Source organism: Peribacillus sp. S4 (genome assembly GCF_046715815.1).
Taxonomy (GTDB): Bacteria; Bacillota; Bacilli; order Bacillales; family DSM-1321; genus Peribacillus; species Peribacillus frigoritolerans.
Genome location: NZ_CP175708.1, coordinates 3,567,759 through 3,581,057 on the forward strand (window position 1 = coordinate 3,567,759; position 13,299 = coordinate 3,581,057).

12 protein-coding genes and 2 pseudogenes are annotated in these 13,299 nt (G+C 41.9%); 3 read left to right on the forward strand and 11 right to left on the reverse strand.

Annotation, left to right across the window (positions count from 1 at the left end; translation table 11 throughout):
- Window positions 1–293: 293 nt before the first annotated feature.
- The 5 genes from lysA to ACJ9PY_RS16895 all read right to left on the reverse strand — a co-directional run bounded on the left by lysA (window position 294) and on the right by ACJ9PY_RS16895 (window position 5,019).
- The gene (gene lysA / locus ACJ9PY_RS16875) at window positions 294–1,622 is read right to left on the reverse strand and encodes a diaminopimelate decarboxylase (RefSeq protein ID WP_098866123.1); all 1,329 of its coding nucleotides are present in this window, start codon (window positions 1,620–1,622) and stop codon (window positions 294–296) included.
- A gap of 271 nt (window positions 1,623–1,893) precedes the next feature.
- A complete protein-coding gene (locus ACJ9PY_RS16880) occupies window positions 1,894–3,360 on the reverse strand; it encodes a spore germination protein (RefSeq protein ID WP_231892250.1) in 1,467 nt (488 codons plus the stop codon).
- Window positions 3,341–3,946 carry a stage V sporulation protein AE gene (locus ACJ9PY_RS16885; RefSeq protein ID WP_063577676.1) on the reverse strand — a complete coding sequence of 202 codons (606 nt, stop codon included), beginning with the start codon at window positions 3,944–3,946 and terminating at the stop codon, window positions 3,341–3,343. Before ACJ9PY_RS16885 ends, ACJ9PY_RS16880 begins: the two co-directional genes overlap by 20 nt.
- A 43-nt stretch (window positions 3,947–3,989) precedes the next feature.
- Entirely contained in the window at window positions 3,990–4,412 is a 423-nt protein-coding gene (locus tag ACJ9PY_RS16890; RefSeq protein WP_034308131.1) for a stage V sporulation protein AB, read from the reverse strand.
- Window positions 4,402–5,019, reverse strand: coding sequence for a stage V sporulation protein AA (locus ACJ9PY_RS16895; RefSeq protein WP_309138957.1), 618 nt, complete (start codon window positions 5,017–5,019; stop codon window positions 4,402–4,404). Before ACJ9PY_RS16895 ends, ACJ9PY_RS16890 begins: the two co-directional genes overlap by 11 nt.
- Before the next feature lie 208 nt (window positions 5,020–5,227).
- On the opposite strand from ACJ9PY_RS16895, the pseudogene ACJ9PY_RS16900 reads away from it, so the two are divergent.
- From ACJ9PY_RS16900 to ACJ9PY_RS16910, 3 genes and pseudogenes are all read left to right on the forward strand, one after another.
- Window positions 5,228–6,572 (forward strand): annotated as a pseudogene (locus tag ACJ9PY_RS16900) (IS3 family transposase).
- Between the two features lie 290 nt (window positions 6,573–6,862).
- Complete coding sequence (locus ACJ9PY_RS16905) at window positions 6,863–6,988, forward strand: hypothetical protein (protein ID WP_255256748.1); 126 nt, start codon at window positions 6,863–6,865, stop codon at window positions 6,986–6,988.
- Window positions 6,988–7,175, forward strand: a pseudogene (locus ACJ9PY_RS16910) (transposase); the annotation flags it as partial. The gene ACJ9PY_RS16905 and the pseudogene ACJ9PY_RS16910, both read left to right, overlap by 1 nt.
- A gap of 156 nt (window positions 7,176–7,331) precedes the next feature.
- Here ACJ9PY_RS16910 and ACJ9PY_RS16915 read toward each other — a convergent pair.
- From ACJ9PY_RS16915 to ACJ9PY_RS16940, 6 genes are all read right to left on the reverse strand, one after another.
- The gene (locus tag ACJ9PY_RS16915) at window positions 7,332–8,621 is read right to left on the reverse strand and encodes an NCS2 family permease (protein ID WP_187050872.1); all 1,290 of its coding nucleotides are present in this window, start codon (window positions 8,619–8,621) and stop codon (window positions 7,332–7,334) included.
- A gap of 280 nt (window positions 8,622–8,901) precedes the next feature.
- Window positions 8,902–9,669: an RNA polymerase sporulation sigma factor SigF gene (sigF, locus tag ACJ9PY_RS16920; RefSeq protein WP_034308137.1), complete on the reverse strand. Its 768-nt coding sequence runs from the start codon at window positions 9,667–9,669 to the stop codon at window positions 8,902–8,904.
- Window positions 9,670–9,682: 13 nt separating this feature from the next.
- Window positions 9,683–10,123 (reverse strand): anti-sigma F factor, encoded by a 441-nt coding sequence (gene spoIIAB / locus ACJ9PY_RS16925; RefSeq protein ID WP_034308139.1) that lies wholly within the window; start codon window positions 10,121–10,123, stop codon window positions 9,683–9,685.
- A 1-nt stretch (window position 10,124) separates the two neighbouring features.
- Window positions 10,125–10,475, reverse strand: a complete 351-nt coding sequence (spoIIAA, locus tag ACJ9PY_RS16930; RefSeq protein WP_034308142.1) for an anti-sigma F factor antagonist — start codon at window positions 10,473–10,475, stop codon at window positions 10,125–10,127.
- A gap of 131 nt (window positions 10,476–10,606) precedes the next feature.
- A complete protein-coding gene (locus tag ACJ9PY_RS16935; protein ID WP_063575718.1) occupies window positions 10,607–11,773 on the reverse strand; it encodes a D-alanyl-D-alanine carboxypeptidase family protein in 1,167 nt (388 codons plus the stop codon).
- A gap of 206 nt (window positions 11,774–11,979) precedes the next feature.
- On the reverse strand, window positions 11,980–13,284 hold the full coding sequence (locus ACJ9PY_RS16940; protein WP_411738612.1) for a pyrimidine-nucleoside phosphorylase: 1,305 nt from the start codon (window positions 13,282–13,284) through the stop codon (window positions 11,980–11,982).
- Window positions 13,285–13,299: the final 15 nt, after the last annotated feature.

Genomic DNA, 13,299 nt, shown 5'->3' on the forward strand with positions numbered 1-13,299 from the left:
TCGATGAAAATCGAGTTTGTCTATTTTTATGCCTGTACAATTTGAGCGTTGAGTTCCACTGAAGGCACTCGCTTTCCGCGGGCGGTCCGCCCTCGGCGCTATTGCGCCTGCGGGGTCTCCCTTTGACGCGCTTTTCCCGCAGGAGTCTCGTCCCCTTTCTGTTCTAATTAATTCCTGAGGTCTTGAAGGTATTGCTATTGGTTATTTGGTTCGGGAACATCATTTGAGCAAAGTTACGTTTTCCAAAGCCCTTTATTTACAAACTGAAAGGATGGCCAATGCCATCCTTTTTTCTATTCTTTATTGACGACTGCCGCTTCATGAAGGGCCAAGTCCAAATGGATAAGATCTTCGTAAGTTTCGCGTTTGATGACCAACCGGGCTTCTCCCTTTTCGGCAAAGACGACAGCCGGTCTCGGAATGCGATTGTAATTATTCGACATGGAATATCCATATGCCCCTGTACAAAATACCGCCAAGACATCACCGCGGCCGGCTTTTGGCAATGGTAAATCCCAAATCAACATATCTCCGCTTTCACAGCATTTTCCGGCAATGGACACTGTCTCTTCCACAGGGTCGAGCGGCCGGTTTGCAAGAATGGCATCATATTTAGCTTCGTAAAGAGCGGGACGTATATTATCACTCATGCCCCCATCTACGGCAATATATTTACGGACATTAGGAACTTCCTTTTCAGAACCCACCTTGTACAGTGTCGCACCGGCGTCTCCGACCAATGAACGGCCAGGTTCGATCCAGATTTCAGGCATCACTAAATCAGAATCAGCAATCAGGTTCTGCACTTCCCTAACGATCTCCTCAACATATTGAGACGCCGGTAGCGGGTCGTCCTCTTGTGTATACCGAATCCCGAATCCCCCTCCGAGATTCAATACCTGTGGTTGAAACCCTACCGAACCGTGCCAATCACTCAGCTTGCCGATAATTTTTTGGGCTGCCAGAAGAAAACCGGTCGTTTGAAAGATTTGGGAACCGATATGGCAGTGTAATCCAAGAACTTCCAGAAACTCACTATGAAGCGCTTGTCGAAGGGCAGCTTCTGCCTGGCCGTTAATAAGATCAAAACCAAATTTCGAATCTTCTTGCCCTGTCAAAATATAATCATGCGTATGGGCTTCAATACCCGGTGTTACACGAAGAAGGATTTTCACCTTTTGTTCACGGTTTGTACAAATTTCTTCCAACAGTGTCAACTCTGAAAAATTATCGACTACTATACAGCCAATGTCATGATCCAAAGCCATATGTAGCTCTTCTTCACTTTTGTTATTTCCATGGAAGTGAATCCGTTCTGTTGGGAAATTTGCCTTAATTGCCGTATATAATTCCCCCGCAGAGACAACATCGAGAGACAGTCCCTCTTGCTCAGCCAACTGGATCATGGCAATCGAAGAAAAGGCCTTACTTGCGTAAGCAACTTGTGCTGTAACCCCCAATTCCTCAAAAGTTCTCTTGAACCCCCTCGCCCGTTCGCGAATTAGCTCTACATCATAAACATATAATGGTGTACCAAATTGTTCGATCAATTCGATCGTGTCCACTCCGCCAATCTCCAGATGTCCACGTTCATTGACACCGCCGGTTCCGTACAAATGCATGATAGCCTCACCTTCCTGACTTAAAACTATTAATAAGAAATGAGGCAGCCTCAAATAAAGAAAACCTGCTGTAAAGAATCCTCTATATGATCCAGCCTCATCCGAATCAATTATCCCATGTAAATATTGTTCTCTATGACTGCTTAGTAGTTCGAAGGGAAAGACAGATTGGTTTAAACTCCAAAGAGTCATAGTAGCTTTATCTCTTTGTGAAGCCTAACTTTATCGCTTTATCCGAATAAAAATAAATTACCACAACTTTTCGACAACATCAACCTTTAGATTTTCTCGGCTGTCTATATAGATCTTGGGGATGTACAATGCTCGGACGTTCTATAGTACCAGGATAAGGTCTTCTTAATATTATATGTGACAAGGCCTTCGGCTGAAACGGGAGAAGCGGCCATAAATAAGGTGTATTTAATGTTTTTATACTAGTGAGCATGATCAAATAGAGTGTGATGCCTATGACTAAGCCAGGCACTTTAAATAATGCGACCAAGACTATCAGTGCTAAACGGGTAATTTTATTTGCAACTCCTAGTTCTAAACTCGGTGTGACAAATGTACCTATTGTCGCTACGGAAGCGTAGAGAACCACTTCAGGAACAAATAGGCCAACATCTATCGCTATCTGTCCTATCAAAACTGCCGCAACCAAGCCCATTGCCGTGGAAAGCGGGGTCGGGGTATGAACGGCTGCCATCCTTAAAAATTCTATCCCAATATCGGAAATGAAGATTTGGATCACAATGGGTATATGTGTTTTATCATTCGGCCCGATAAACTCGAGCTTCTCCGGCAGGAGGGAAGGCTCTAAACAGAACAATAACCATATCGGCAGCAAGAATAACGAAACGAAAATCCCGAGAAAACGGACCCAGCGCACCAAGGTCCCGACGGCAGGCGCCTGCCGATACTCTTCGGCGTGTTGCATGTGATGGAAAAGGGTGGACGGGGTAATGATGACACTCGGTGAGGTATCCACATAAATAAGGACATGGCCCTCAAGCAAATGCGTTGCCGCCACATCAGCCCGTTCCGTATATCTGACAAGCGGGTATGGGTTATACCTTTGCTTTACGATGAACTCTTCGATCGTTTTATCAGACATCGTTATGCCATCAACCTCAATATTATTCAATTCCTTTCGAACGATTTCTATTAAATCCGGATCGGCAATATCTTTAATGTAGCCGATGGATATATCCGATTTCGATCGTTCCCCCACATGCAGCATTTCGAAACGTAATCTTTCATCCCGGATTCTTCGTCTGGTTATCGCCGTGTTTATGATGATATTCTCGACAAAACCATCCCTTGATCCACGGACGACTTTTTCGGTATCGGGTTCTACCGGCTGTCTCCCGGGATAACTCCTGACATCCACGACCAGCCCTATTGGTTTACCATCAACAACAACGACGATTAAACCGGATAATACCTGATCAACAAGCTCATCCATCGTCTTTATTTCCTGAACGGATTGGTGTACGAGCAAGTCTTTGACTACATCAAAAACTTTAGTAGACACGATATCGGCATTTTTGTTATGAATGAGAGAATCGAGGATATCAATGATGTACTCCGTATCCGTCAGCCCGTTTATATAGTAAAGATGTACATCTTTTCTTAAGACCTTTATCTTTCTTACTCCTAAGTCAAAGCTGACGCCTAGACCTACTTTCTCTTCCATGTATGCGTCAACTTCCGCTACCCTACTCGGAATCGGCATCATGTTTTGAGGTTTTTCTGAAGTCACCATGACCACTCCTTTCCAATATGATTTCCACCGCTAGCTTCGTTATCGGTGCTCCTCTTTTAAAATCGTCCTGATGGGACATTTTTCCGATATCTCCTATCCCAACTACTATGGGAACATGTAATTGATCGATGCAATACACCGTATCTCCTGTTATCTTGCCCAGCTCAAATTCCTCGGCGCCGTATTTATCAACCCCGTTCGGTGTCAAATTACCATCACGGTCAATACAGATATCCACCTTGGTCCACTCTTCCCTTCTAGTCTTTGAAGCGACCGCTATCACGCCAAGGACATCAATATCAGGGTGTCCGGCAACTACCTTCATTGCCTGTTCGCCTGATCCTTCTCCTATAAAACCGCTATCATCAAACATGACCAATACAGGATCATACTTCGCCTTTTTTATTAATTCAACTAACTCCAAGCCCGTATATCGTGATGGATTACCTTGGGACATGGAGATACATCTTCCCCCTATTTCCTTGGCTACATGCTCGACAGCCCGTTTTGCGTACTCATCTCCATCCGTAATCAATATCACTTTTCGTTTGGTCACCATCTTGGGCCTACCTTTCATCATCAGGAATAGTTACCTCTTACACTTATAAGTCGACAAAATAAATCCATTGGAATAATGATCCGGCTATTTTCCCCAATACGAGTGCCATTAACAAATAAATGATCTTCTCTTGAATTCCGATTCGTTTTGAAAGAACTGGAAATACATTCAGGACTTCAGTTAAGGCAGCCGCAAGCATCCCATTAAATATCCCGTCAGCCAAACCGATCGGAATTAAAAGAAAATGCGGAAGTGAAAGTTCCGTTTCCTGTAATCCTAACCATGTCCCTGCGACAACTCCGGCAATGATGGCTCCTTCATAGTAATGTATCATTTTCATTGTTTTTGTCAGCTGAGTCAGTCTTGGAATCACCCCAAGTACAGTTAAAAACGCTACAAAACCGGCACCTGTTGCAAACCCCCCGGCTAAACCGACAAAGATTCCGAAGATGATTTTACCGGTCATCAAGGTGGCGCACGTTTTCCTTATTTTCATTCATGATTACATAACGGTCCAAATCCTGCTGATAGTTGAACATTTCAACCTCGAGCGGACTAGGTTCCTCATTGAAGCGTTTTTTAAAGAAATGATTAAAAAATAGAATCATGCCCATACCAAGGCCGAAGCTATATGGGATTTGGATCAATAACGGCTTATCTTCCACTTTTCCCGTTATTATAGTAAAGATTTTTTGATGCACTTCCCCCATGCTGACATCCACATGAAAATTCATGATCGTCATCCCGCCGCCGACAAATAACAAAAACCAAACCAAGGCGAATGTCAGGTATGACATTTTCTTTTTCGAAAGGATGATTTCGATGATCGTTTGGGAAGGGCCGAATGTTTCCACTTCAATAGTCGGATCCACCTTGCGGATGGACATGATAACTTGAGCTAAATCGATGACAATAATATTCTTATCTTCCTTCTTGACCGTTAATAATATGATTTCTTCAATTTTGGTAATCACTTCTTCAGGTCCGATTATCCTTGCAATATCTTTTATCCTCACCGTTTGATTTCCCTTTGCTTGTACACGGTTCCTCATCCTGATATATACAACTGCCATTATCATCACATCCCGACCTTTTATTTCCTTATGCTAGTAGTATGGATTGGAAGCAGTTTGAAAATGCAGGAAGTGAACCATGTCCAAATATTACTAATTTGAAACCAAAAAAAGACACGCTGCAATGACAGCATGTCTCAAACTGTAAACAAATTTGAACTGCCCCGTAAATGTTAGACACCAAACTAACATTTACGGGGTGTTTTTTATGGCTAATTTTTCTGCCGAACAGAAAATATTCATTACACGACTTTACCTTGAAGGAAAGCACAGCTATATGGATCTTCAAAAAATATTTGAAGTTTCGTATCAAGTGATTCAAGGATGGGTTCGTTTATACCAAATTCAAGGAGCCGATGGATTTAAGAAATCCTATACAAGTTATTCTACGGAGTTTAAAATGGATGTACTTAATTATATGAATGAAACGGGTATATCTTCTTACGACGCAGCCGCAAGGTTTAATATTTCATCTCCAGCACTAATTCGGACGTGGAGAATAAATGTTAATGCCTATGGATTAGATGCCCTAATTTCTAAGAAAAAGGGGAGACCATCCATGAAAAAAGATATCAATCCATCCAAACAAATTGAAGGTTCGGTTAAAGAGCTTGAAGAACGAATTAAACAACTAGAAATGGAGAATGCGTATTTAAAAAAGTTAAATACTTTAGTTCAAATGCAGGAAAAATTACAACCCAAATCAAAGCGCAAGTAATTTATGAACTAAAGTCCATTTATGAGGTTGTGGCCTTAATTAAAGTCGCTGATATTCCACGTAGCACGTACTATTATTGGGAAAAACGCTTGAATCGAGAAGATAAGTATTCGAAGGTAAAAGCCACTATTCAGTCTATCTATCATGAACATAAAGGACGTTACGGTTATCGTCGTATCACAAAAGAGTTAAAAAAATATGGGTTTTCTCACAATCCAAAGACCATCAACCGCCTCATGAATGAAATGGGCGTAAAATGTTTAGTCCGTATGAAAAAGTATCGTTCGTATAAGGGGCGTGTTGGTCGAATTGCCCCCCATATTTTACAACGTGATTTTCAAGCCGAGAAAATGAATCAAAAATGGGTAACAGACGTAACGGAATTTCATTTATTTGGGGAGAAACGTTACCTATCCCCTATCCTTGATTTATGTAATGGTGAAATTATTGCCTACAAAGTGATGAAACGCCCTGTTTATAAACTTGTTGGAGATATGTTAGATGAGGCGATTAAACACCTAAAACCAGAAGATACGGTCATCCTCCATTCGGATCAAGGGTGGCATTATCAAATGAAGAAGTATCAAAAAACCTTAAAAGATTCCCGCATTATACAATGTCCCGTAAGGGAAATTGTTTAGATAACGCAGTCATTGAAAACTTTTTTGGCTTGTTAAAGTCTGAATTGCTTTATCTCCAAGAGTTTGAAAGTATGGAGCACTTTGAAAAGGAATTAGATGATTATATACATTACTATAACCACAAACGAATGAAGGTAAAATTAAAAGACCTGAGTCCGATAGAATACCGAACTCAGGTCTTAGAAGCTGCTTAAATTATATGTCTAACTTTATTGGGTCAGATCAATTCGATTAAAAACGAGTTTGACTACAGTTTTTTTGCTTGTACAAACTTGGACGTTGATTGGAACGTAGGGCAATCGCTTTCCGCGGGCGGTCCGCCCTCAGCGCATTTGCGCCTGTGGGGTCTCCCTTGGACTCGCTATTCCCGCAGGAGTCTCGCACACCCGCTCCAATCAACATGTTTAAAAATTTGGATTGAACTCCTCTTGACTACAGTCTTTTTTGTTTTAAAATAGATCTATTAAAATTTGAGGTGATGAGGATGCTTTCGAAACATCATCTTCAACGAGATCAACTTGAAATGATCACTTTAGATCAACTGGTGCCGGCGAACCATTTGGTTCGTAAAATGGAGGCTTCCATTGATCCAGTCATCATCAAGATGTAAAACCTTTATATGCGAAACGTAAAGAAACGATTGAGCATGTATTCGCAGATGCAAAAGAAAGCATTGTATGCGTTGGATAACTTTAAGGGGACTTAAAAAATTGTTGATGCAAACGATGCTTACTTTCGCTGCCATTAATTTAAAGAAGATGGCCACGTGGACATGGCAAGGTCCTAAAATCCCGTAACATAGTGACTCGAAGAGCCCAAATCTCTTAACCTTTGGTCAAAATTTCAAAGGGAATTTTAAAAGGGGTTTGGAATTTTTTAATTCCGAACCCCTTTTGCCTACAAACTGAGACACCTGCAATGTCAGAGATGTCTTTTTGGTTTACATTCAACTATTAATGAGTGGGGAAGAAAATCAGCTGAACCAAAAATATCAACCCAAAAATATATATGAGCGGATGTACCGATTTTCCTTTTCCGCTGAATACCTTCATTAGGGGATATGTGATGAACCCAATTGCAATCCCTGTAGATATACTTGAAGTAAGCGGCATCGTTAAAATGATCGCAAATGCCGGAAATGCCTCATCAAAAATTTTCCAATTGACTTTAGCCAGACCTTCCATCATGAAACATCCCACGATGATCAAAACGGGTGCTGTGATTGCCTGAACGGAAGAAATTGCCGATATCAATGGAGAAAAGAAAATCGATACAGCAAACAAGATGGCCACGACAGTAGCGGTCAATCCCGTACGTCCGCCTGCAGCCACTCCCGTACTCGATTCCACATAGGCAGTCGATGGGCTTGTACCAAACATCGAGCCGACTGTAGTCGCAATCGCATCACCTAAAAAGGCTTTCTTGGCACGAGGGATTTTCCCATCCTTCGTTAGTCCTGCCTGTTCTGTCACGCCAATCAATGTGCCTGTCGTATCGAAGATCGTCACAAGTAAAAAGGCGAAGACAATTGAATATAAAGAATTCGTGAAGACCCCAGCGATATCGATATCGAAAAATACCGGTGTCGGAGGTACAGATAAGACCCCATCGAAGTCGAGCAAACCGATAAAGTAGGCAATGATTGCCGTAACGATCATGCCAATGAAAATGGCCCCTTTTATATTACGGGCCATAAAAATCAAGGTAATGAATAAGCCTGCTAACGCTAAAACGGTTCCTGGCTGATGTAAATCGCCAAGCGTCACCATCGTTGATTCATTTGGCACTATGATTCCAGCATTTTTCAATCCGATAAACGCAATGAATAAACCAATTCCGGATGTAATGCCATATTTTAATGAGTTAGGAATCGCATCAATTATCATTTTACGCAAGCTAGTCACGCTAATTAATAGAAATAGCAAACCAGCAATGAAAACCGTACCGAATACGGTCTGGTATGAAAGGCCCTGTGCCCCCACCACGCTGGCAAAATAAGCATTCAAGCCCATCCCTGGTGCTATCGCTATCGGGTATTTTGCAACGAGCCCCATGATTAGGGTACCAATCACCGCTGATATGACCGTTGCCATGAAAACTTGTTCAAATGGAATTCCGATTGAAGACAATAAAGCCGGATTCACAATGAGGATATAAACCATAGTCAAAAATGTCGTAACACCCGCCATGACTTCTGTACGGACATCCGTCCCATTTTCTTTCAGGGAGAAAAACTTTTCCATAAACATATTTTAGACCTCCAGATCTAAAGGAATCACCGACAACCGTTTGCACGAAAAGACAAGGTGTCCTAATATTGTACTGCATCGACGTTTTTCCTGTTCATTATTCATTGAAAGAAAGATAAAAAAACGAATGAGAAACGCGACCTTTACTATAATATTCGTTTTTATCCCTAAATTCAACTAAAAATTCGGCCCCATCCCTAGTTTCATCTTAAATCACTTTTACTTTTTCCTAAAATCAGTATTTATTTTCAGCTCAATAAAAAAACCACATGAATCACTGATTCATGTGGTTTTTCATTTGCTGAAGAATCTTCTTCTCCAGCCTTGATACCTGAACTTGGGAAATACCAAGCCTTGCCGCCACTTCCGATTGCGTCTGATCTTTATAATACCTCAGGAAAACAATCAGCCTTTCACGTTCATTCAATTCATGTATGGCTTCTTTCAAAGCGATTTGATCGAACCAGGATGTTTCATTATGGTCGGCAATCTGGTCAAGAAGAGTAATCGGATCTCCATCATTTTCGTAAACCGTTTCATGGATCGATGAAGGGCTCCTGCTAGCTTCTTGGGCCATGATGATTTCCTCTGGCGACAGCTCTAGATGTTCCGCCAATTCATTGACAGTCGGAACGCGGCCATACGTCTTTGAAAGTTCCTCTTTGGCCCTGCGAATTTTATTCGCCATTTCCTTTAATGACCGGCTTACTTTAACCGTTCCGTCATCACGGATAAAACGTTGGATTTCACCAATGATCATAGGCACAGCATACGTTGAGAATTTCACTTCAAACGATAAGTCAAATTTATCCACGGACTTCAACAGACCTATACAGCCTATTTGATAAAGGTCATCCGGTTCGTAACCACGATTGAGGAATCTTTGCACTACTGACCATACAAGCCTCAGATTGCTATTGACAATCAGATTCCTTGCATCTTGGTCACCGCTCTGGCTGCGTTGGATTAAATTCCGCAATTCCTCATCTTTTAAATGGGGCTGGCCTTTCTTGCTCTTCTCGTTTTTAACCTCCACATCCATATGCAAGTCTCCCTTAATTGCACAAAGCTCTGCTTGTAGTTAAGTGCTTTTTTAATCGAATGATCGTGCCTTCGCCCTTATGGGAAATTATATTGATTTCATCCATGAAGTTTTCCATGATGGTGAATCCCATACCGGAACGTTCAAGTTCGGGTTTTGTCGTAAATAAAGGCTGTTTAGCCTCCTCGACGTCTTCAATGCCCAGTCCTTCATCCCGGATGGTCAATTCCACAGTATCGCCTTCGATGACCACTGAAATGTAGACCCAACCTTCCGGGTCACTCTCATACCCATGGATGATCGAATTCGTAACGGCTTCTGACACGACAGTCTTGATCTCTGTCAATTCATCCATCGTCGGGTCCAATTGGGCAATGAATGCCGCAACAGTTACCCTGGCAAAAGATTCATTTTGGCTAAGTGCAGAAAATTTCGTTTCCATTTTATTTTTCATATTAGGCAACCCCCAGTCTTTGCAAAGCGTTTTTTTCGGATAGTTCCATTTTAACAATTTTAAACAACCCTGACATCTCAAATAACCGCTTTACTGCTGGAGAAATTGCACAGACCACCATTTCACCTTGCTTTTTGTTTACCTGCTTATAACGGCCCAAAATAACCCCGAGCCCTGAACTGTCCATAAAATCCAATTCTTCCATGTTGAGGATGATATGCTTGATATTATGCTTTTGAATGGCTGCCTCTGCCTGATTTTTCAATTTTTCTGCTGTATGATGATCTAAATCACCTTTGAGACGAATGCACAATACGCGGTTTTTCGCCTCCATATTAATCGTAAGACTCATTATATACAGCCTCCTTCACTGTCTTATAAAGAGTCAAATTCTCTTTTTCACCTGCCGATTCCTCCTTACTAGCAAAACTAGTGGAGTTTCGCCTAAATTAGTACGATTAACAGGCAATGCGACAATTTATTCTATTTCGAATGGGTAAACATGCCGAAAGCCCGTTTATACAATTGCCACCAGCTGGCATTATCAACAGTTTCCTTCGCAACAATTGGAGATTCGACATATACCTTACCGTTTTTCTTCAATTCAAGCGTACCAATTTCATCACCTTTTTTAATCGGGGCATCCAAATCTTTATCAAGCGTGATTTTTTTTGTAAAGTCCTTGGCCGTTCCGTTTTTGGCTGTCAAAACTGAAATAGGTTCACTTGTGACGCCCACCACGGTTTTCTTTTGCCCTTTACTTACCTTGGCTTCACCTAACACCTCACCGCGTTTATAAATGGGGTATGTGATGTATTGTGAAAATGCATAATCTAACATCTTGGTAACCTGAGCGTTTCGTTCCTTTGGAGAAACGGCTCCGAAAACGACGGCAATGACACGCATATTCCCTTTTTTGGCAGTCGCTGTCAAACAATATTTCGCTTCATTTGTGAATCCTGTTTTCAGTCCATCGACCCCAGGATAAAATTTCACTAACCTATTCGTGTTGACAAGCCAAAATTTCTTTTCGGTATTTTCACGGAGATAATCTTCATATGTACCCGTGAACCTTGTAATCGTATCGTATTTCAATAATTCCTTCGCCATGATCGACATATCATGTGCTGAACTGTAATGATCTTTAACAGGAAGTCCCGTTGCGTTTTGGAACTTTGTATTTTTCAACCCGAGGTCTTTCGCCTTTTTGTTCATTTCCCTGACAAACTCTTCTTCCGATCCAGCTAGACGTTCAGCCATCGCCACCGATGCATCATTCGCCGAACCAATCGAGATGCCTTTAAGCATTTGTTCCGTGGTCATTTCTTCACCTGGCTCGAGGAAGATCTGGGACCCGCCCATCGACGCTGCATACTCACTAGTCCTGATTTTCTCCTTCATGCTGAGTTCGCCTTTATCGATCGCTTCCATGATCAGCAGCATCGTCATGATTTTCGTCATGCTTGCCGGTGAAAGGCGATCGTCTGCATTTTTATCATAGAGAACAGTACCTGTATCCCGTTCAATCAAAATAGCGGATTTAGCATTTGCCGCCAATTCGACTCCTTTTTCTTCAGCTGCTTTTGTATGCGGGATGTTAAAACCCAATGCTACCAAAACGGTTAAAAATACAGAAAGAATCCGCTTCATCTCCATACCCTCCAATCTTTATATTTTTTATTTTTTCCATTAAACCCATTTTTATACAAATAAAGATGAATTTTGAACATATACTGGATATAGGGTAACAAAGTGAACCAAATTAAAAGAGGATGCGCATGGGCATCCTCTTTTAAGAATTCAATGGGATAAACGTAAAAAGGCCGCTCAAAAGCGCGGCCTTTTTTGGGAAATGTTTATTCCATGATCTCTTTATAGATCAATGTAGGTTTTTCTATTTTCTCTTTTGAAATCGCAATGCTTTCATACAATTTTTCTTTCACCTTTGTAACATCTTCAAAATTGCTGTAAATCGTCACAAGTGATTCACCTTTTGTCACGGTTTCCCCGATTTTTTTACGAAGTACCAGTCCGACGGCCAAATCAATCTCTGATTCTTTTGTCGCCCGCCCGGCGCCTAACAGCATGGCTGCCGTTCCTACTTCATCAGCGATGATTTCCGATACATATCCGTCCTCTTTCGCTTCCAGCTCGAAAGTATGAGCAGCCTGCGGTAGTTTTTCCGGCTGATCTACAACCGAACCATCGCCTCCCTGCGCTTCCAGGAAAATCTTGAATGAGTTAAGTGCAGAACCATCCTTGATCGCATTTTCCAGCAAGGTTCTTGCTTCTTCCAGCGAGTTTGCCTTTTTGGCAAGGTATACCATATGGCTTCCCAGTGTTAAAGAAAGTTCCGTTAAATCTTCTGGTCCCTCTCCTTTAAGCGTATCGATGGCTTCTTTCACTTCTAAAGCATTTCCGATTGCGTAACCCAACGGTTGGCTCATATCGGAAATGACAGCCATCGTGTTTCGTCCCACATTGTTTCCGATGCTAACCATTGCATGCGCCAATTCTTCGGAATCTTCGAGAGTTTTCATGAAAGCGCCCGCTCCCGTTTTAACATCAAGTACGATTGCATCAGCACCAGCGGCGATTTTCTTACTCATGATCGAGCCAGCAATCAAACCGATACTGTTAACGGTACCCGTAACATCGCGCAATGCATATAACTTTTTGTCGGCCGGAGTCAGGTTACCGCTTTGCCCAATGACAGCTATCTTATTTTTATTGACAAGTCTGATGAACTCGTCATTTTCTATTTCGACATGAAATCCTTTTACAGACTCCAACTTATCGATCGTCCCGCCTGTATGGCCAAGACCGCGTCCTGACATCTTTGCCACTGGAACACCAACAGCAGCAACCAATGGTCCAAGCACTAGAGTTGTGGTATCACCCACACCGCCTGTTGAATGTTTATCGACCTTAATTCCTTCAATCATCGATAAATCTATTTGATCTCCCGATTCGACCATTGCCATGGTTAGATCAGCACGTTCCTGCTCGTTCATGCCTTTAAAATAAACAGCCATTGACCAAGCGCTCATTTGGTAATCCGGAATCGATCCATCGGTAAACCCATTGATGATGAACTGTATTTCTTCTGTAGTAAGAGCCTTTCCATCACGCTTTTTCTCGATTAAGTCTACCATTCTCATATTGGAATCCCCACT